The 18197-nt window shown below is 56.3% G+C and carries 18 protein-coding genes; 12 read left to right on the forward strand and 6 right to left on the reverse strand.

Annotated elements, in window-relative coordinates; genetic code table 11:
• Positions 1-694: 694 nt before the first annotated feature.
• Complete coding sequence (amrS, locus tag ACOSDM_RS14945; RefSeq protein WP_420725346.1) at positions 695-1837, reverse strand: AmmeMemoRadiSam system radical SAM enzyme; 1143 nt, start codon at positions 1835-1837, stop codon at positions 695-697.
• Positions 1838-1859: 22 nt separating this feature from the next.
• On the opposite strand from amrS, the gene amrB reads away from it, so the two are divergent.
• The 5 genes from amrB (at position 1860) to ACOSDM_RS14970 (ending at position 6970) form a co-directional block, all read left to right on the forward strand.
• A complete protein-coding gene (gene amrB, locus ACOSDM_RS14950; RefSeq protein ID WP_420725347.1) occupies positions 1860-2672 on the forward strand; it encodes an AmmeMemoRadiSam system protein B in 813 nt (270 codons plus the stop codon).
• Positions 2669-3223: an AmmeMemoRadiSam system protein A gene (amrA, locus tag ACOSDM_RS14955; protein ID WP_420725348.1), complete on the forward strand. Its 555-nt coding sequence runs from the start codon at positions 2669-2671 to the stop codon at positions 3221-3223. Before amrB ends, amrA begins: the two co-directional genes overlap by 4 nt.
• An 82-nt stretch (positions 3224-3305) precedes the next feature.
• A complete protein-coding gene (locus ACOSDM_RS14960; RefSeq protein WP_420725349.1) occupies positions 3306-5660 on the forward strand; it encodes a xanthine dehydrogenase family protein molybdopterin-binding subunit in 2355 nt (784 codons plus the stop codon).
• Between the two features lie 6 nt (positions 5661-5666).
• Positions 5667-6455 carry a 3'(2'),5'-bisphosphate nucleotidase CysQ gene (gene cysQ / locus ACOSDM_RS14965; protein ID WP_420725350.1) on the forward strand — a complete coding sequence of 263 codons (789 nt, stop codon included), beginning with the start codon at positions 5667-5669 and terminating at the stop codon, positions 6453-6455.
• Positions 6456-6457: 2 nt separating this feature from the next.
• Positions 6458-6970: a nucleoside 2-deoxyribosyltransferase gene (locus ACOSDM_RS14970; RefSeq protein ID WP_420725351.1), complete on the forward strand. Its 513-nt coding sequence runs from the start codon at positions 6458-6460 to the stop codon at positions 6968-6970.
• Between the two features lie 6 nt (positions 6971-6976).
• Here ACOSDM_RS14970 and ACOSDM_RS14975 read toward each other — a convergent pair whose 3' ends face one another.
• Positions 6977-7780: a class II aldolase/adducin family protein gene (locus tag ACOSDM_RS14975; protein WP_420725352.1), complete on the reverse strand. Its 804-nt coding sequence runs from the start codon at positions 7778-7780 to the stop codon at positions 6977-6979.
• Positions 7781-7803: 23 nt separating this feature from the next.
• Positions 7804-8598 carry a phytanoyl-CoA dioxygenase family protein gene (locus ACOSDM_RS14980; protein ID WP_420725353.1) on the reverse strand — a complete coding sequence of 265 codons (795 nt, stop codon included), beginning with the start codon at positions 8596-8598 and terminating at the stop codon, positions 7804-7806.
• A gap of 113 nt (positions 8599-8711) precedes the next feature.
• Here ACOSDM_RS14980 and ACOSDM_RS14985 point away from each other — a divergent pair, with 113 nt between their 5' ends.
• Genes ACOSDM_RS14985 through ACOSDM_RS14995 form a run of 3 tightly spaced genes read left to right on the forward strand, consistent with a single transcriptional unit; the run spans position 8712 to position 11472 of the window.
• Positions 8712-10508, forward strand: a complete 1797-nt coding sequence (locus tag ACOSDM_RS14985) for an adenylate/guanylate cyclase domain-containing protein (RefSeq protein ID WP_420725354.1) — start codon at positions 8712-8714, stop codon at positions 10506-10508.
• Positions 10508-10720, forward strand: a complete 213-nt coding sequence (locus tag ACOSDM_RS14990; protein ID WP_420725355.1) for a DUF2007 domain-containing protein — start codon at positions 10508-10510, stop codon at positions 10718-10720. Before ACOSDM_RS14985 ends, ACOSDM_RS14990 begins: the two co-directional genes overlap by 1 nt.
• On the forward strand, positions 10717-11472 hold the full coding sequence (locus ACOSDM_RS14995; RefSeq protein ID WP_420725356.1) for a tRNA1(Val) (adenine(37)-N6)-methyltransferase: 756 nt from the start codon (positions 10717-10719) through the stop codon (positions 11470-11472). Before ACOSDM_RS14990 ends, ACOSDM_RS14995 begins: the two co-directional genes overlap by 4 nt.
• Before the next feature lie 185 nt (positions 11473-11657).
• Here the strand turns inward: ACOSDM_RS14995 and ACOSDM_RS15000 are convergent, their stop codons facing one another.
• Genes ACOSDM_RS15000 through ACOSDM_RS15010 form a run of 3 tightly spaced genes read right to left on the reverse strand, consistent with a single transcriptional unit; the run spans position 11658 to position 13950 of the window.
• Positions 11658-12530 (reverse strand): S-methyl-5'-thioadenosine phosphorylase, encoded by an 873-nt coding sequence (locus tag ACOSDM_RS15000; protein WP_420725357.1) that lies wholly within the window; start codon positions 12528-12530, stop codon positions 11658-11660.
• A 14-nt stretch (positions 12531-12544) separates the two neighbouring features.
• Positions 12545-13228 (reverse strand): uracil-DNA glycosylase, encoded by a 684-nt coding sequence (locus ACOSDM_RS15005; RefSeq protein WP_420725358.1) that lies wholly within the window; start codon positions 13226-13228, stop codon positions 12545-12547.
• Positions 13225-13950: an NYN domain-containing protein gene (locus tag ACOSDM_RS15010; protein ID WP_420725442.1), complete on the reverse strand. Its 726-nt coding sequence runs from the start codon at positions 13948-13950 to the stop codon at positions 13225-13227. The genes ACOSDM_RS15005 and ACOSDM_RS15010 overlap by 4 nt, the downstream gene beginning before the upstream one ends.
• 404 nt (positions 13951-14354) lie before the next feature.
• Between ACOSDM_RS15010 and rpoZ the strand changes: the two genes are divergently transcribed.
• The 4 genes from rpoZ to acpS all read left to right on the forward strand — a co-directional run bounded on the left by rpoZ (position 14355) and on the right by acpS (position 18123).
• Positions 14355-14753 carry a DNA-directed RNA polymerase subunit omega gene (gene rpoZ, locus ACOSDM_RS15015; RefSeq protein ID WP_420725359.1) on the forward strand — a complete coding sequence of 133 codons (399 nt, stop codon included), beginning with the start codon at positions 14355-14357 and terminating at the stop codon, positions 14751-14753.
• Between the two features lie 190 nt (positions 14754-14943).
• On the forward strand, positions 14944-17115 hold the full coding sequence (locus ACOSDM_RS15020; protein ID WP_420725360.1) for a RelA/SpoT family protein: 2172 nt from the start codon (positions 14944-14946) through the stop codon (positions 17113-17115).
• Positions 17116-17122: 7 nt separating this feature from the next.
• Positions 17123-17689 carry a DUF2062 domain-containing protein gene (locus ACOSDM_RS15025; protein ID WP_420725361.1) on the forward strand — a complete coding sequence of 189 codons (567 nt, stop codon included), beginning with the start codon at positions 17123-17125 and terminating at the stop codon, positions 17687-17689.
• The gene (gene acpS / locus ACOSDM_RS15030) at positions 17686-18123 is read left to right on the forward strand and encodes a holo-ACP synthase (RefSeq protein WP_420725362.1); all 438 of its coding nucleotides are present in this window, start codon (positions 17686-17688) and stop codon (positions 18121-18123) included. The genes ACOSDM_RS15025 and acpS overlap by 4 nt, the downstream gene beginning before the upstream one ends.
• The last annotated feature ends 74 nt before the right edge of the window (positions 18124-18197 follow it).

Below are 18197 nucleotides of genomic sequence, written 5' to 3' on the forward strand. Positions count from 1 at the left end.
GGCGATAGCGCCGTCTCGAAGGAGGGGCTGTAAGTCCGGTGCTTGCAGAGGGCTCCCCCTTCGAGACGCTACGCTCCTCAGGGTGAGGGCGCGTTTGTGTGATACATCGTCACCCCGGACGTGATCCGAGGTCCAGAGCGGCACGCACGATTGGTGCGTGTAGCCCTGGATACCCGCCTGCGCGAGTATGACGGGGATGCAGGGTCCCATTCTCATCCTGAGGCGCGATAGCGCCGTCTCGAAGGAGGGGCTGTAAGTCCGGTGCTTGCAGAGGGCTCCCCCTTCGAGACGCTACGCTCCTCAGGGTGAGGGCGCGTTTGTGTGATACATCGTCACCCCGGACGTGATCCGGGGTCCAGGGCGGCAGGCGCGATTGGTGCTTGTAGCCCTGGATACCCGCCTGCGCGAGTATGACGGGGATACAGGGTCCCATTCTCATCCTGAGGAGGCGCGATAGCGCCGTCTCGAAGGAGGGGCTGTAAGTGCGGTGCTTCCAGCGGGCTCCCCCCTTGAGGGGGGGAGGTTGGGAGGGGGGTGCTCTCTCCTCCGCAATCAACCCTACTGCAGGGAAAGGCCTTGCGGCCTTGTCACCCCCACCCCAACCCTCCCCCCTCAAGGGGGAGGGAGTAAATGACCCGTCCCCCCCCTCTAGGAGGGAGCCGATAGCCTCGAGAGAAGATGAGAATTCACGATCCTATTGCGCCTCTTGCTGCGCCTGCCAATTGCGGGCGAAATCGGTTAGGCGAATTGGTTTGCGCTGTCGTCCCCAGGTGCCGGGCCTGGGCTCGAACCGACCCGCAATGGCAGTGCCACAGCCTGTGCAATGACCGCCCTGGCCCAATCCCCAATCACTCAATTGATGCCAATCGCGCCCGATCACTTTGGTCCCGCAGCCAGGGCAATAGGTCGAGCCTGTCGGTTCGTGATGGATATTGCCGGTATAGACATGATGCAGCCCATTCTTGCGCCCGATCTTCCAGGCGCGGATCAAGGTCTCTGGCGGCGTGCGGGGTTTATCCATCATCTTATAATCCGGATGAAAGGCCGTGAAATGCAGCGGCACGTCAGGGCCCAGCGCCTCAAACACCCATTGTGTCAGGGCCTCAATCTCCGCCACGCTGTCATTCTCGCCCGGGATCAACAGCGTGGTCAGTTCGACCCAGCATTTCCGCTCTTTCACCAGATAGACCGCTGTCTCCTGAACCGAAGCCAGACTGGCGGTGCAGAGCTTGTGATAGAAATCCTCGGTAAATCCCTTCAGGTCCAGATTGACCGCATCCATGCGCTGGAAGAATTCCTGGCGCGCGGCATCCTTGATATAGCCTGCCGTGACCGCGACATTAGCAATCCCCACCTCGTGACAGGCCGCCGCCACATCCACCGCATATTCCAGGAAAATCACCGGATCGTTATAGGTATAAGCAACCGACCGACAGCCCGTCTGCTGAGCCGCTGCCGCAATCGCGCCGGGCGCGGCCTGATCCATCAACCGATCCATCTGGCGACTTTTGGAAATATCCCAGTTCTGGCAGAATTTGCAGGTCAGATTGCACCCCGCCGTCCCGAAACTCAGCACCGGCGTACCGGGCAGAAAATGGTTCAGCGGTTTCTTTTCAATCGGATCGATGCAATAGCCCGATGCCCGACCATAGGTCGTCAACACCAGTTCGTCGCCCCGCCTGGCCCGCACAAAACACAGCCCCCGCTGCCCATCGTGCAATTTGCATTCGCGCGGACACACATCACACTGAATCCGCCCATCCTCCAGCGGCTGCCAATAGCGCGCGGGGACGGCGTTCAGAATGTCAGGATCAACCGGTTTCGCTGTGTCATTCATTGCGCTAGACTAGCACATCTTCATGACCAAAGGGATAGGGTCCATCATGGCGCTGATCCGACCGCCTGCGATTGCGGGGACATTTTATCCGGCTGATCCGGCGGGGTTGCGGGCGGCTGTGGAGAAATTTGTTCGGGCAACGCCTTCTGAAGGGCCAGTGCCCAAGGCGATCATTGCGCCCCATGCGGGCTATGTCTATTCCGGGGCCTGTGCGGGCGCGGCCTATGCGCGGTTGTTGCCGGATCAGGCACAGATCACGCGGATCGTCTTGCTAGGGCCGTGCCACCGTGTGGCGGTGCGCGGATTGGCGACCAGTTCGGCGGATTACTGGAAGACGCCCCTGGGCGCGATGCCGCTGGATCGGGGGGTGCTGGCGGGATTGTCCGACCTGCCCCAGGTAGCAACCCATGACGGCACCCATCAGCAGGAACACAGTCTGGAAGTCCATCTGCCCTTTTTGCAGGTTTATCTTCCCCAGGCCAGCCTTTTGCCCTTCGTCGTCGGGCAGGCCAATGCGGAAGAGGTTGCCGGTGTCCTGGAGCGTCTGTGGGGCGGGCCGGAGACGCGGATTGTGATCTCCACCGATCTGAGCCACTTCCTGGACTATGATGCCTGCAACGCGCTGGATACCAGAACCGCACATGCTGTAGAGGCATTGGACTATGCGGCCATCGGGCGCGACCAAGCCTGTGGGCGCATCCCGATGTCAGGCCTGTTGCATCTGGCCAAGCAACGGGGCATGCGGATTGAACGGGTTGGCCTGTGCAATTCGGCGGACACGGTGGGCGACCCGGCCCGCGTTGTGGGTTATGGCAGTTGGGCCTTATACGAATGACCGCCGAAGAAATCGCCAAAAAGCACCGCGCCTTGCTGATGAAAATTGTCCACCATGCCCTGGAGAAAGGGGCTGTTCCATCCATAAACCTGCCGTCCTTCCCAGAAGAATTGAAAGCGCCGGGGGCGACCTTTGTCACTTTGGAAAAGCAGGGGCGGCTTCGGGGCTGCATCGGATCGTTACAGGCGCATCAGCCCCTGGTTCAGGACCTGGCCCAGAATGCCTATCGTGCCGGGTTTAAAGACCCCCGATTCCCACCAATCACGGCAGAGGAATTGCCAGACATCACCTCCTCCATTTCCATCCTAAGCCCGCCGTCACAAATGCTGTTCCAGGATGAGCAGGACCTGTTGGCACAGCTTGTCCCCGACGTGGATGGACTGATCCTGCAGGATGGCAATCGACGCGCCACCTTCCTGCCTCAGGTCTGGGAGCAACTGCCTGATCCAAAACAGTTTCTGGGTCATCTGAAGCGCAAGGCAGGCTTGGCCGAAGATCATTGGTCGCCAACCCTGACCGCCCACCGCTATCATGTGGTGAAGGTTGCATGACATTATGGCAGTGTGATTGACCAAACCGGCACTAGCCCTATGATCTGTCGTGAAAATTGACCTTTTGGGGAGAGCCCGCGTAATGGCAAAATTTGGTATTGGACAGCCGATCCGACGGACCGAAGACCTGCAACTATTGTCCGGTCACGGGCAATATACCGCCGATGTGGATTGGGACAATCAGGCCTATGCGGTCGCCGTGCGCTCCCCCTATGCCCATGCCAATATTCTTGCCATCGATATCGACGATGCGAAGGGCGCACCAGGCGTTCTGGATATTTTCACGGGTGACGACATGCTGGCCGATGGCATTGGCGCGATGCCAGCCAACATTGTCGTGACCCAGACCGATGGATCGAAAATGATCCACCCGCCCCGATATGCCCTGGCAACGGGTAAGGTGCGTCATGTCGGCGATCCGGTCGCCTTCGTTATTGCAGAAACGCTGGACCAGGCCCGCGATGCGGCAGAGCTGGTCATGGTGGATTACGACGACCTGCCATCGGTGACCGACACGGACAAGGCCGATGCCCCCGATGCGCCCCTGGTTTATGACGAGGCCCCGAACAATCGATCCTTCACCTGGGATTTTGGCGATGAAGCCGCTGTTCAGGCCGGGCTTAAAGATGCCGCCCATACGGTCACGCTGAAACTGATCAACAACCGCATCATTGTCAATTCCATGGAGCCCCGCGCTGCGCTGGGCAAGTATGAGGGCGATGCGGAGACGGGTCGCTACAGCCTGCACACCCCGACCCAGGGCGTGCATTCGGTCCAGCGGCAACTGGCTGATGATATCTTTCATGTCGACAAATCCCGTATGCGAATCCTGACCGGCAATGTCGGCGGCGGATTTGGGATGAAGATCTTTCTGTATCCCGAACAACTGTGCGTGCTGTATGGCGCACGGCGCATCGGGCGGCCGGTAAAATGGGTCGCAGAACGGTCCTATGACGGTTTTACCACCGACAAGATGGGCCGCGATCATGTCAGCGAAATTACGCTGGGGCTGGGCAAGGACCTGAAGATCACAGGTCTGGACATCACCCTGAAGGCTGCAATGGGTGCCTATATTTCCGGCTTTCAGGCCTTCATCCCGACCATGGCGAGCGCCAAGATGTATTCTGGTGTCTATGCCATCCCCGCTATCCATTTGCGGGTCCATGGCCTGTTCACCAATACAACGCCGGTGGATGCCTATCGCGGGGCCGGACGTCCGGAGGCTGCTTACCTGCTGGAGCGCCTGATGGATAAGGCCGCGCTGGATCTGGGCGTTGACACGGTGGAGCTGCGCAAGCGCAATTACATCCCCACCAGCGCCATGCCCTATACGACCCCTGTGGGGCCGGTCTATGATTCCGGTGATTTTGCGCGCTTGACCGATATTGCCCTGCAACGGGCGGATCGCTCAGGTTTTGAGGTGCGCCGCCAGGAATCCGCATCGCGCGGCAAACTGCGCGGCATGGGCATGTCCTATTACATCGAATGCTGTGGCGCCGGTCCTGGGGAACAGGCCGATATTCGCGTCGCAGAGGATGGGGCGGTCACCCTGTATATCGGCACTCAGGACAACGGCCAGGGGCACCAGACCGCCTATAAGCAAATCATCTCCAACCGGCTGGATATCGACCTGGATCGTATCACCGTCATTCAGGGCGATACAGATGTGGTGGAACGCGGCGGCGGCACAGGCGGATCCCGATCCATCCCCGAAGGCGGCGTTGCCGTGCGCGATGCCACAGAAGGTGTCGTTGAAAAGGGCAAACAGATCGCCAGCGTATTGCTGGAAACAGCCGCCGCCGATATTGAATATATCGATGGAAAATTTGCCGTGGTCGGCACCGACCGCACGGTCAGTTTCGAAGACGTCGCACGCGCCGCTCATGATCCGGCCGTCGTACCGGACGGCATTGATCCCGGCCTGGATGTGAAGGCCCGCCACAAGGCAGAAGCCCAGACTTATCCCAATGGCTGTCATGTCTGTGAACTGGAAATCGATCCGGAAACAGGGACGTTGGATATCCTGAATTATGTCGTCGTCGATGATTTCGGCACCGTGGTTAATCCAATGATGCTGGCTGGTCAGGTCCATGGCGGTATTGGTCAGGGGTTGGGCCAATCACTGATGGAAGAAACCATCTATGATCCGGAAACCGGGCAATTGCTCAGCGGTTCCTATATGGATTATTGCATGCCCCGGGCGGATAACATCCCCAATATTGATTTCACCTATGTCGATGACATTCCCTGTGCCACCAATCCGTTGGGCATCAAGGGCGCGGGGGAAGCCGGTGCCATCGGTGCACCGCCTGCATCGATCAATGCCATTGTGGATGCAATGAAACATCTGGGCATTCACCATATCGACATGCCGGCAACCCAATCCCGAATCTGGCAGACTCTACAGGCTGCCAGCAAAGCTGATGCGGCGGAATAGAGGCTTATGACGTCCGACCTGAAATACGACCCCAAAGAGCTTATACAAGGCATCAAAAAAGCGGCCTTTGTCGCGGGTGCTAAGATATTGGCGGTCTATGCCACCGATTTTGAAGCGGATGTGAAGGCCGACCATTCCCCCGTGACGGAGGCGGATACGGCCGCCGAGGCGATCATTCTGCCACTGCTGAAAACCCTGACGCCAGACATTCCAATCGTGGCGGAAGAAGCTGCCGCAGCTGGCAACATTCCCGATGTCGGTGACGGACCGTTCTGGCTGGTTGACCCGCTGGACGGCACCAAGGAATTTCTGAAGCGCAATGGCGAATTCACCGTCAACATCGCACTGATTGTGAATCACCAGCCACTCTTAGGCGTCGTGTTGTTGCCTGCCAAGAATTGCTTGTATAGCGGCATCGTCGGCATGGGTGCGTGGCGACAGGACGGTGACGGGCCGGTTGTCAATATAACCGTGCGGACACCGCCAGAGGATGGATTGACCGTGATCGGAAGCCGCAGTCATGGCGATGCGGATGAAATGGCCGCCTTCCTGAAAGGCCATGCGATTGCCGAAGTCATTTCCGCAGGCAGTTCCCTGAAATTCTGTCTGGTGGCGGACGGTTCTGCTGATGTCTATCCCCGTCTGGGTCGCACCATGGAATGGGATGTCGCCGCCGGTCATGCGGTCCTGGCCGCCGCAGGGGGACGTGTCACCTTTACCGATGGCACCCCATTCACCTATGCCAAGAACAAGATCTTCGAAAACCCCCATTTTGTTGCCTGGGGCGGGGTTTAGGAATGCGGGTCTATCTGGCTGGTCCCGATGTCTTTCACCCGGATGCCGTAACTCTGGGTCAACGCAAAAAGGAACTATGCGCCCAGTTTGGCCTGGTCGGTGTCTTTCCTTTGGATAATGAGCTGGATTTACAACGCCTTAATCCACATGCACAAGGAATGGCAATTTTCCATGCCAATACCAAGCTGATGGATGAATGCGACGCGGTCATCGCCAATATGACACCGTTTCGCGGGCCATCCTGTGACCCTGGTACCGCCTATGAAATCGGCTATATGCGGGGACTGGGCAAGGCTGTTCTCGCCTATTCAAACACATCCACCCCATTTACCGGTCGCAGCACCGGCCTGGATTCCCAGACAATCGAAAAGTTCGATATGGTGGATAATCTGATGCTGGACGGGGCGGTGGTTGCCAGTGGTTTCGATATCATAACCCACGACGCCCAGGACCCTTTCACCGACCTGACCGCCTTTACCGAATGCGTCAAACGCCTGGCACAGCCAAAACCGTAGAATGTTCTAGTCCCGGAAGGATGGGTCTTTGCGATCCAACATGCGCAGATAGGCTGCCCATTCCGGGGTATCGCTGCGCGTGGCTTTATCGGCCTCTGGCTCCCAATCGCGCCCGTTTGGTTCCCATTGTTTGGCCGTGTGCTCACACACTTCGGGGCTGGGCATCTTAATCGGGCGCCCCGTTGCCAACACATCCAATTGAACGCGACAGGCCTGTTCAAAATAATACAGCCGCGAGAATGCATGACTGACGGTTTCGCCCAGTGTCAAAATTCCGTGATTATACAGCACCATGGCCCATTTATCGCCAAGATCGGCAACCAGACGTTCCCGTTCGGACAGGTCCAACGCGATGCCTTCATAGTCGTGATAGGCCAGCCGGTTATAAAATTGAAAGCCGCCCTGGGTCATCGGCATAAAGCCTTCATCCAGGCAGGACACCGCCGTGCTGGCATCACTGTGGGTGTGCAAGACACATACTGCATCATGGCGCACGGCATGGACCGCGCTGTGGATGGTATAACCCGCCGCATTGATGCCATAGCTGGAGCCGTCTACCACATTGCCGTCCAGATCAATCTTCACCAGATTTGACGCACAGACTTCGTTATAGGCCAGACCATAGGGATTGATCAGAAAATGCCTCGGCTCGCCGGGAACACGGGCGGTGATGTGATTGTAAATCTGATCAATCCAACCATGCGCATCAACCAAGCGATAGCAGGCCGCCAGGTCAACCCGCATCGCCCATTCCGCATCCGAGCAATCAAGGCTGCGGCTAGCCGGAGGCTTCGTAGTGATGGCGGTCATGACCTGATCCTTCCCAAGTAGAATTATTCAGCAGCGCGGGTCAGCGCGTATAATCCATCATCATCGCCCAGTTCCAGGGGCGTATGATCCTGATTGTTGTGATACCAGGCACGACCATTCCCACCGGTAGGCGCATTGCTGACGGCATTATAATTGAAATACATGATTGATCGCGGCCAGGGGCTGACATTGTTCGAAGACCCATGCACCAGATTGCAATGAATAAACGCAACCGTCCCTGCAGGCCCCATCAAGGGGACGATCCCATTGCGGTTTGCGAAGTCTGAAACAACAGGCGGGTCAATCTGCATCACCGTGTAACCGGTCGCGTCTTCGCGCGTTACCGTGTTGACGATGCCATGATGCTGGGAACCCGGCAGCACCAGCAAAGGTCCATTCACCGCCGTGGAATCATCCAGAAATATTGCTGTCATGACGCAATGGGGTTCTGGCATGCCATCTTCGCGATGCCAGGTCCCGAAATCCTGGTGCCAGTTCCACGCCCCGCCGGAAAAACCTTCCTTCGGATTCAGGCGGCTTTGGTGAATATAGGCGTCTTCCCTGAGCAATTGTCGCACGGGATTCAATAACCGCGGCAGCGTGCTAAGTCGCTTATAAGGTTCGCAAACCTCATGCCCGCCATAGGCCAGACGGATGCCGTTGCTTTCTTTTTCCCGAACAATCTCAGGACCGGGTCGGGCGCAAAGCACCGATGCCGTCACCTTCAAAAGCTGTGCCTCTTCCTGATCCAGCAGCCCTGGAAAAAGAAGATAGCCGGAGCGATCATATTCTTCGATTTGTGAGTCTGATAAGTGCATAAAAAAACCTTAACGTCTGTTTTGCCGGTCGCCAAGTCAGGATTTACGCTTTTCTGTGATGCCGGACTGCGGCATTGTCAGGTGTGTCAATTCTATGAAGGCGAGTTCGCTTTGTGACCCTATCCATACGTTCGGTCTTGCTCTTTGGATTCTGCGGTCTGCTGGCACTGTCCATTTCAGCCGTCGCGATAACAGGACTGATCGGGGCATTAAGCAATACCCTGACCCTGATGGCCCGGGAAGCCACCCAAATGGTGGAAGAAGCCGATCGCCGTCTGACGGCGGAACTGGCCCCTATTGAAAGCCAGGCCCGATTTATTTCTAACAGATTTGAAGACGGTCGATTGAGCTTCGATGCCCCCGAACGCCTGTCGATCACCCTAGATGCCTCTATGGCCGCCATTCCCGATTTGGCCGGTCTGCTGCTGATTGACACGAACGGCACAGGCTATCGCTTGCTGGGGGCCCGCCGGAATGATGACGACGCCCCCTTGAAGGTCGGGAATTACATGCAAATTCCAGGTATTGCTGATGCACTTGCACAAGCAAAAGACACCACGGAATCAGTATGGCGGCGACCGGTCTGGGTCTCTGAAATACAACAGACGGCGATTAACCTGCACACACCCCTGTACCGGGAGGGGGAATTTATCGGCGTGCTGATGCAGGGAAAGGCTGTCGCGGACCTGTCCATACAGTTACGCCGTCTTCAGGATTTTGCCGGAAAAGTCCCTTTCCTGCTGTATGGATCTGACAGTGTTCTGGCCCATCCAGGTCTGGCGGAATTAAAGTCAAATGCATCCAAAGTGGAACCCCTGCCCCCGCTTAACACCTTCCAAGACGGCATCCTGGCCTCCTTTCCAACTTTACAGGATGTGATTTTTGAAAATTTTTCCGAGGACAAATCCATCAAAATGGGCCGAAGCACCTTCGCCGGGCAGAATTATTTCTTTGCCTATCGGACCCTTCAGGTTTCCGCAGCGGACAAGCCCATTACGGTCGGGCTGTATGTTGATGAAACACGCTACAATACGGTGCGGGATCGATTGCGGGCAATTTTGGTCGTCGGTGGCGGCGTCATGTTAATTTCCATTATCGCGGCACTTTGGATGGCCCGGGCCACGGTCCGCCCGATACAAGCGCTGGCAAAAGCCTCCCTGCATGTCGCGACAGGCGATCTTGACGCCGTTGATCCCCTGCCCCGCAGCCGCATGCGCGAATTGGACGAGGCCGGTCTGGCCTTCACCCATATGGTGGAGGGATTGAAAGAACGCGCACGAATAATGGACCTGTTCGGTCGGGTTGTTCCAACCGCTGTCGCGGAACGAATGCTGCGATCGCCAAAGGAACTGGCACCCCAGAAGGTCGAGGCAACAGTTCTGTTCTGTGACCTGGTTGGGTTCACCACCTTGTGTGAAGGGCTGGAGACCGATCATCTGGTGCAGGTATTGAATGCCTATTTCACCGATATGGTCGACATCATCCAGGGCCAGGGTGGCATTGTTACACAATTTCAAGGGGACGCGATATTAGCCGTCTTCAATGTGCCATTGGGGGACCGCGACCATCCGGCCAAGGCATTGGCGGCCGCGCGCGCCATGCATCTGCATTTGGAAAACAGCACCTTTCTTACCCAAACGCTGGCCATTCGTGTCGGTATCGCCACAGGACCTGTGATTGCAGCGAATGTAGGCGCAGCATCCAGAATGAATTATACCGTACATGGAGATACAGTAAACTTGGCCGCCCGATTGGAAAATTTGAACAAAACCTATGGCACCAGAATCATCCTGTCGGCAGAAACAGTTGAACGATCCGGTGCACAGGATGTGAAGTCCCTGGGATTGGTCGAAATTCGGGGGCGAACCCAGCCGATGGAAGTTTTCGCGTGGGAAGGATCATCGGGTTAATGAAAGAACTGCTGAGGTCCAATGACATGGTGCAACTTTCCTTTATCGAGGTTCTGTTGCGCGATTCCGGTATCGAATGTGTAGTATTCGATGGCCATACCAGCATCCTGGAAGGGTCTTTGGGTGTCTTGCCCCGTCGCGTGATGGTGCTGGATGAAGATTGGGACGCGGCGCGGCGCGTGCTGCGCGATGCGGGTCAGGATATTCCATGACCGATACGCTGAATGAGACCGTCGCCGACCGCTTTCTGGATGGCCGCCTGATCCTGCAGCAACCCAGACAGGGATATCGCGCGGCGATGGATCCTGTGCTGTTGGCCGCTGCGGTGCCCGATTGTGACGAAGGAAAAGTGCTGGATTTGGGGTGTGGCGTCGGTACCGCCCTGTTTTGTTATGGCAAACGAATGACAGGTCCGACCTTGTTTGGGTTGGAACTGGACTCCATCGCCGCCGATATGGCCCGGCGGAATGCGTGTGAGAATAATTTAGCGGACAGAACCACCATCGTCACAGGCGATCTGTTGTCCATGCCCAAGGCGCTGGAACCCAACAGCTTCGATCAGGTATTCGCCAACCCGCCCTATCTGGAACCCCAAACCGGCGAGACATCGCCCATTGCAGATCGGGCACGGTCCAATGTTGAAGGGGCCGCCCGCCTGAAGGATTGGATCACCGTCATGTTACGGATGACCCGACCACGGGGCGGATTGACTCTGATCCATCGGGCGGATCGATTGGATGATATCCTGGCCTTGCTGTACCAAAAGGCAGGAGAGATCGCAGTCCTGCCCCTATGGCCGCGCGCGGGTGAACCAGCAAAGCGCGTCATCGTGCGGGCCCGCAAGGGGGTGCGCGGTGGTACCACCCTGTTGCCGGGGCTGGCATTGCACGGCCCTGCGGATGATCCCGATGGACGCTATACACCACAAGCCCTGGCAATTTTGCGCGATGGTAAGAGGCTATAGCGCATCATGCGCAGCATGAGCGCGAATAAGTAAACCGCAGCGCATCATGCGAAGCATGAGCGCGAATAAGTAAACCGCAGCGCATCATGCGCAGCATGAGCGCCAATAAGTAAACCGCATCATGCGCAGCATGAGCGCAAAAAAGTAAACCGCATCATGCGAAGCATGAGCGCGGAAACTATTCTTTAATCCAGCACCCGGCCTGCCACGGCATCCAGCTTTGCCAGCATGGCGGGGTCTCGCGCGTCTGGCGAAGTGATCAAGGCAAAGTCCAGCGCGCGGTCGCTGCCGCAATCCGGTTCTTTGGACCAGGTATTCAGATTTTCCGCAACATAGCGAACCAGGGCACGCCCGTGATCGGCATTGGCCAACAGGGTCTTGATGACCATGGCGACATCGACATGATCATGATCCGGATGCCAGCAATCGTAATCCGTAACCATGGCAATCGTCGCATAGCGCATTTCCGCTTCCCGCGCCAATTTCGCTTCTGGCATATTGGTCATGCCAATGACGGAACAGCCCCAACTGCGATACAGCATTGATTCCGCCTGGGTCGAAAATTGCGGACCTTCCATCACCAGATAGGTACCACCACGGCTGTGGGAAATTTGTAAGGTCTGCAATCCAGCCTGGGCAATATCACCCAGCCAGGAAGAAACCGGCTGAGCGACAGAGACATGCGCAACGCATCCCGGACCAAAAAAGCTCTTTTCCCGCGCAAAGGTGCGGTCAATGAATTGATCAACGATCACAAAATGACCGGGCGGCAATTCTTCCTTCAGCGACCCACAGGCAGAAACGGACAAAATATCGGTACAGCCCAATCGCTTCATGACATCGATATTGGCGCGGTAGTTTATTGAGGATGGCGATTGGACATGCCCCCGACCATGACGGGGCAGAAAGCGGATCTTGGTGCCAGCCAGCGTACCACACAAGACGGCATCCGATGGTGCCCCCCAGGGGCTTTCAACCATGACCCATTCGGCATCCTCAAGACCTTCAATTGCATAAAGGCCACTGCCGCCAAATACCCCTAGCACCCTATCAGTCATCGCCGTCTTCTCCCTTATGTCAGACCTGCCGCCATCTTGGCAGAGCCAAGCGCATTGCGAAACATATCCTCCGTCAGGCGGCCCGTATTGGTGTTATAGCGTGAGCAATGATAGCTGTTCACCAATGCCAGGGAACGTCCCTGCCGATCGGATAACCGGTGAATAGCGTCATGAGAGAATTTCGCTGCAGAAACCTTATGTCCCATAGACCGTAAGGCCGCGTCATGGGCAATTTTACCCAGGCTGAAAATGACTTTCAGGTTTGGCATGGCCGCCAATTCACAATCCAGAAAGGGACGACAGGCCGTCATCTCCTGTCCGATCGGCTTGTTCTGAGGCGGCACGCAGCGAACCGCATTTGCGATACGGCACTCAATCAGGGTCAGCCCGTCATCGGGCCGTCGGTCATAGACGCCCTGTGCCAACCCTAAATCCAGTAAAACTTTATACAAAAGATCCCCGGCCCAATCGCCGGTGAAAGGGCGCCCCGTGCGATTGGCCCCCTGCATGCCCGGTGCCAGCCCCAGTATCAGGATCGGCGCATCCAGGGATCCGAAACTGGGTACGGGCGAATTCCACCACTGTGGCTGTGCCGCTCTTACTTCTGTGCGGAACGCAACCAAACGCGGACAAAGGGGGCAATCGCGACCGGGGTTGTCAAAGGCGGTCCCGGTTACATCCGTACCGCCAGGGGTCATCGATTGCCGTTTCGGTCAGTGCGTTCAACAATCGCCTCAACGCCGGCATAGTCGTCTTCTTCGTCGTCATCCTCATCATCGACGACCGCATCATCATCATAGTCATCGTCATCGTAATCACCGTCAAAATCAGCGCTGGGTCCGCGCACCGGGCGAGCAGGCGCCGCGCCAGGGGCAGCAGCCGGCCGCTGGGGCTCATGGAAATTACGGGCGATATCGCGCGCAATATCATTTAGCTCGACAAAGTTATCGGCCTGACGGCGCAACTCATCAGCGATCATTGGCGGGTTGGATTTGATTGTGCTGACCACGGTCACACGAAGGCCGCGGCGTTGCACGGCATCAACCAGACTGCGGAAATCACCATCACCAGAAAATAGAATCACATGGTCCAGATGCTGCGCCATATCGAGCATGTCGATCGCCAGCTCCATATCCATGTTGCCCTTGATCCGCTGACGTCCCTGCGCATCAGTATAGGACTTCGCTGGTTTGGTAACCATCGTGTAGCCGTTATAGTCCAGCCAATCCACCAAGGGACGGATCGGGGAATAATCCTGGTCTTCAAACAAGGCTGTATAGTAAAAGGCCCGCATCAACCGGCCTTCGGTCTTAAACTTTAACAACAGTTTCTTGTAATCAATATCAAATCCCAATGCTTTTGCAGCAGAGTAAAGATTGGCGCCATCAATAAAGATTGCGAATTTTTCTTCTTTGTATATGCCAAGTTGCACGGCCTTGAGCCTCCAAAAAAATATGGGTTATCAATGTATGGGGCGTTGAGAGAGGCGCGGCTTATAAATGAGCCCAAAACTCTCTGTCGTTCCAAAATGTTCTTAGTACGTAGCCGCGCGCAGGACCGGTTTCAAGCGCTATCTAATGGAATTCCATCGATATTAACGATAATTTTTCAAGCGTGAACCTGAAATGCTTTACGCCTTACCCCTGCTTGGGGGCTTGAACTTTCGGGATGAGACGGGTATGTACAGCCCGAATGCGGTGCAGGCTTTGGTTTGCGCCGCTGTTATTCTTGCATTCGGACACGGCGTTCGACCACCACGGATCGGTGTTCGACCACCAAAGACCACCGAAATGTCCCCTCTTACCGACGAGGATATAAGAGCCCATGGCCCGCGTTACCGTTGAAGATTGCGTCGAAAAAGTTCCGAACCGGTTCGAACTGGTTATGGTTGCCTCACAGCGCAGCCGCGACATCGCAAATGGCGCGGCAATTGAAGTCGAGCGTGACAACGACAAAAACCCTGTCGTTTCCCTGCGCGAAATTGCGGATGACAAAGTCAATGTCAGCGAATTGCAGGATGAATTGGTCCGGGGCATGCAGCGCTTCATTGATTCGGACGAGCCGGAAGAAGACGACGATGTTCAAATCTTTGAACAGTCCATGATCGGCGCCGCAGAAATGCCCGCCATGCCGGATCCGGGCCCGATTCCGATGGCCCCGGATGATGACGATGACGAGCCGCTGAACACGCCAAAGTTTGAAGACATCGACGCCGACGATTGATAGACGGCACATCGCCTGCCTGTGCGTTTGTGGGGGCGATGTCATTACGAATACCTAACAAGGCCCGGTGCAAATGCATCGGGCCTTGTTTATTGCAATAAAGCCACGAAATCTCTTTCAACATTGGGTGGTTTACGAAACTGTAGTCACTATACTTATCTTGTAAGTTCTGTAGGACGTCCCCCGCGCCATGATGCGTCAATACGAGTTGGTCGAACGTGTAAAAGCCTATGAGCCCGGTGCGGATGAAGACGCACTGAACCGCGCCTATGTCTTCACCGTGAAGGCCCATGGAAACCAAAAGCGCGCCAGTGGCGACCCCTATTTTTCACATCCGGTAGAAGTTGCGGGCCTGTTGAGCGACAAGCGGCTGGATTGCGCCTCCATCATCACCGGATTGTTGCACGATACCGTTGAAGATACCGATGTCACCGTCAAAGACATCAGCGCCACTTTTGGCGAGGAAGTGGCCGCCCTGGTCGATGGCGTGACCAAACTGTCGCAATTGGAACTGCAATCTGATCGGACCAAACAGGCGGAAAACTTCCGCAAACTGGTATTGGCCATGTCTCAGGACATCCGTGTCCTGATTGTCAAACTGGCAGACCGCCTGCACAACATGCGCACGCTGCATTTTATCAAGGCCCCAGAAAAGCGCCGCCGGATCGCCCGGGAAACCATGGATATCTATGTTCCCCTGACAGAACGCATCGGCATTCGTGATTGGCAGGAAGAGCTTGAAGACATTGCGTTTCAGGAGCTTAACCCCGATGCTAGGGCCTCTATCGTCGCGCGCCTGGAATTTCTGCAAGAAGCTGGTGGCGATGTCATCAAACGGGTCCAGGCCGCGCTGGAAAAGGATCTTGAAAAGGCCGGAATTACGGCAGACGTCGGCGGACGTCAAAAGCGGCCCTATTCCATTTGGCGCAAAATGCAGCGCCAGAATATCGGCTTTGAGCAATTGTCAGACATCATGGCGTTTCGTGTCGTCGTCGATTCCGTCGAAGATTGCTATAAGGCGCTGGGCACGTTGCATGGCAAATACTCAATGGTGCCAGGCCGGTTTAAGGACTACATCTCGCTTCCCAAGCCCAACGGCTATCGCTCCATCCATACCGGCGTTATCGGGCCGGAAAACCGCCGCATTGAAATCCAGATCCGCACCCAGGATATGCACGACATTGCTGAATTGGGGGTAGCGGCTCATTGGCGCTATAAGGAAACCGGATCCCAACGCTTGTCCGATGAGGAATTGGGACTGACCGAGGGCAAGCAGTATCGCTGGCTGCGCGAATTGCTGGAAATTCTGGACAATGCCTCCAGCCCGGAAGACTTCCTGGAACACACAAAGATGGAGATGTTTGCCGATCAGGTATTCATCTTCACCCCCAAAGGGGACCTGCACGCCATGCCGCGCGGATCGACACCGGTCGATTTCGCCTATGCTGTGCATACCGATGTCGGCAATCGCTGCACCGCAGCCCGCGTCAATGGGCGACTGGTGCCGCTGCGGACGCAATTGCGCAATGGCGATCAGGTTGAAATCGTCACCTCTAAGGCTCAGACCCCCTCACCGGCCTGGGAAACCTTTGTCGTTACCGGCAAGGCCAGGGCCTGCATTCGCCGTTTTGTGCGCTCTGTTCAGCGGGAACAATATGTACGCCTGGGCAAGGAAATTCTGGAGCGTACCTTCAAAGCCGCTGCCTATGACGCCACCGAAAAGGCGTTGAAAGGAATTGCCGCCCGATTTGAATTGGAGACAGCGGAAGATATCCTGGCTGCGGTCGGAGAAGGCCGCCTGACGGCACGCGAAGTCCTGTTCGCAGCCTATCCAGGTGCGAAAGAGAAAGATAAGGAAAAGGGAGGCCCGCCCAAGCGTCGCGTTTCGGTTGGACAGATTGATCCAACAGCGGGTGGGGCCATTCCCATTCGCGGCCTGATTCCTCATATGGCCATTCATTTTGCGAAATGCTGCCATCCCTTGCCCGGCGATCGCATAATTGGCATCGTTACGACTGGAAAAGGCGTGACGATCCACAATATTGATTGTGCGACCCTGGAAAACTTTTCCGACATGCCGGAACGGTGGTTGGATGTGTCCTGGGATGCCGATGCTGTTGACGGCACCGCATTTACAGGACGGATTCGGGCCGTATTGATAAATGAACCCGGTGCCCTGGCAGAATTTACAGGCGTGATTGGACGAGACGGCGGCAATATTTCTAATCTTAAATTTACCAGCCGAAGTGAGGACTTCTTTGAAATGCTGATTGATATCGAAGTGACCGACGCAAAACAGTTGAACAATGTTCTGGCTGCCCTGCGCGCGTCCAAATATGTCAATTCAGTAGAGCGGGCATAACATTTCCATGCTTTTCCGCCGCAGCATTCCAACGACCCGTGCCGACCGCATCTTAAGGTTTCTTTGGCCGACAATGAGCCTGCGCCGGATTGGCAGCTATTATAAACGTCGGGTTGCGCGCCTGCCAGGCACACCACACAGCATCGCCGCTGGTTTTGCGTCCGGTGCCGCCGTCAGCTTCACGCCCTTTATGGGGTTCCATTTTGTTTTGGGGGCACTGCTGGCCTATTTCATTCGCGGCAATATGGTCGCTTCCGCACTGGGTACACTGGTTGGCAATCCCTGGACATTTCCATTCATCTGGATTGCCACCTATGAGTTGGGCAGCAACGTCCTGTATAATGCAGGCAAGGGCGTTCCTCAGGAAACACTGTCATTCAGTTATCTGATAGATAATATCGGGGACGTTTTAATTCCCATGATTCTGGGCGGGGCAATTCTGTCTGTCATTATTTTTCCGCTGGTCTATTTTCCCTTGCGCCTGATGATACAGCGCTTTCGTGACAGCCGTTTTGCAAAGCGGCAGCGGCGCGCAAAATTGCAACGACAGCAGGCAGCGGAGAAACAAGCATGATCATCGGCACGGGCACGGATTTATGCCAGATTTCTCGCATCGCCGCCTCCCTGGAGCGGTTTGGAGATCGTTTTACCAATCGCTGCTTCACGACGCTGGAACAATCCCGCGCTGATCGGCGTCCCAACAAGCGCGCAGATCGTTATGCGCAGATGTTTGCGGCCAAGGAAGCCTGCTCCAAGGCCTTGGGAACCGGTTTCCGAAAAGGGGTTTTCTGGCGCGATATGGAAGTTGTGTCCCTGCCCAGCGGCAAACCGACTTTGGTGCTGCATGGTGGCGCAAAGCAACGGGCCGAAAGCCTTATGCCACCGGGCACGGTGCCACTGGTTGATGTTTCCCTGACGGATGAGGCCGGGCTGGCCCATGCCATGGTTATCCTGTCAGCCCTGCCCGCAGAACAACTGGCCCTGGCGAAAAGCCTGCGTGAGGCATAACCCCGCAGAAGCGCCATACCGGCCCCCTGGGCTTGACACCAACCACGCCGGAGGGCCATATCCCGCCATTCTTC

This window comes from Hwanghaeella sp. LZ110, assembly GCF_048892525.1.
In the GTDB taxonomy this organism is placed as follows: Bacteria; Pseudomonadota; Alphaproteobacteria; order UBA8366; family Aestuariispiraceae; genus Pacificispira.

Excerpts from the sequence above, each read along its gene's own strand:
- acpS (WP_420725362.1), top strand. The coding sequence starts at position 17,686 with ATGATCATCGGCACGGGCACGGATTTATGCCAGATTTCTCGCATCGCC.
- rpoZ (WP_420725359.1), top strand. The coding sequence starts at position 14,355 with ATGGCCCGCGTTACCGTTGAAGATTGCGTCGAAAAAGTTCCGAACCGG.
- ACOSDM_RS14980 (WP_420725353.1), bottom strand. The coding sequence starts at position 8,598 with ATGCACTTATCAGACTCACAAATCGAAGAATATGATCGCTCCGGCTAT.
- ACOSDM_RS15025 (WP_420725361.1), top strand. The coding sequence starts at position 17,123 with ATGCTTTTCCGCCGCAGCATTCCAACGACCCGTGCCGACCGCATCTTA.
- ACOSDM_RS15000 (WP_420725357.1), bottom strand. The coding sequence starts at position 12,530 with ATGACTGATAGGGTGCTAGGGGTATTTGGCGGCAGTGGCCTTTATGCA.
- ACOSDM_RS14995 (WP_420725356.1), top strand. The coding sequence starts at position 10,717 with ATGACCGATACGCTGAATGAGACCGTCGCCGACCGCTTTCTGGATGGC.
- ACOSDM_RS14990 (WP_420725355.1), top strand. The coding sequence starts at position 10,508 with ATGAAAGAACTGCTGAGGTCCAATGACATGGTGCAACTTTCCTTTATC.
- amrB (WP_420725347.1), top strand. The coding sequence starts at position 1,860 with ATGACCAAAGGGATAGGGTCCATCATGGCGCTGATCCGACCGCCTGCG.
- ACOSDM_RS15005 (WP_420725358.1), bottom strand. The coding sequence starts at position 13,228 with ATGACCCCTGGCGGTACGGATGTAACCGGGACCGCCTTTGACAACCCC.
- amrA (WP_420725348.1), top strand. The coding sequence starts at position 2,669 with ATGACCGCCGAAGAAATCGCCAAAAAGCACCGCGCCTTGCTGATGAAA.
- ACOSDM_RS14975 (WP_420725352.1), bottom strand. The coding sequence starts at position 7,780 with ATGACCGCCATCACTACGAAGCCTCCGGCTAGCCGCAGCCTTGATTGC.
- amrS (WP_420725346.1), bottom strand. The coding sequence starts at position 1,837 with ATGAATGACACAGCGAAACCGGTTGATCCTGACATTCTGAACGCCGTC.
- cysQ (WP_420725350.1), top strand. The coding sequence starts at position 5,667 with ATGACGTCCGACCTGAAATACGACCCCAAAGAGCTTATACAAGGCATC.
- ACOSDM_RS14970 (WP_420725351.1), top strand. The coding sequence starts at position 6,458 with ATGCGGGTCTATCTGGCTGGTCCCGATGTCTTTCACCCGGATGCCGTA.
- ACOSDM_RS15020 (WP_420725360.1), top strand. The coding sequence starts at position 14,944 with ATGATGCGTCAATACGAGTTGGTCGAACGTGTAAAAGCCTATGAGCCC.
- ACOSDM_RS14960 (WP_420725349.1), top strand. The coding sequence starts at position 3,306 with ATGGCAAAATTTGGTATTGGACAGCCGATCCGACGGACCGAAGACCTG.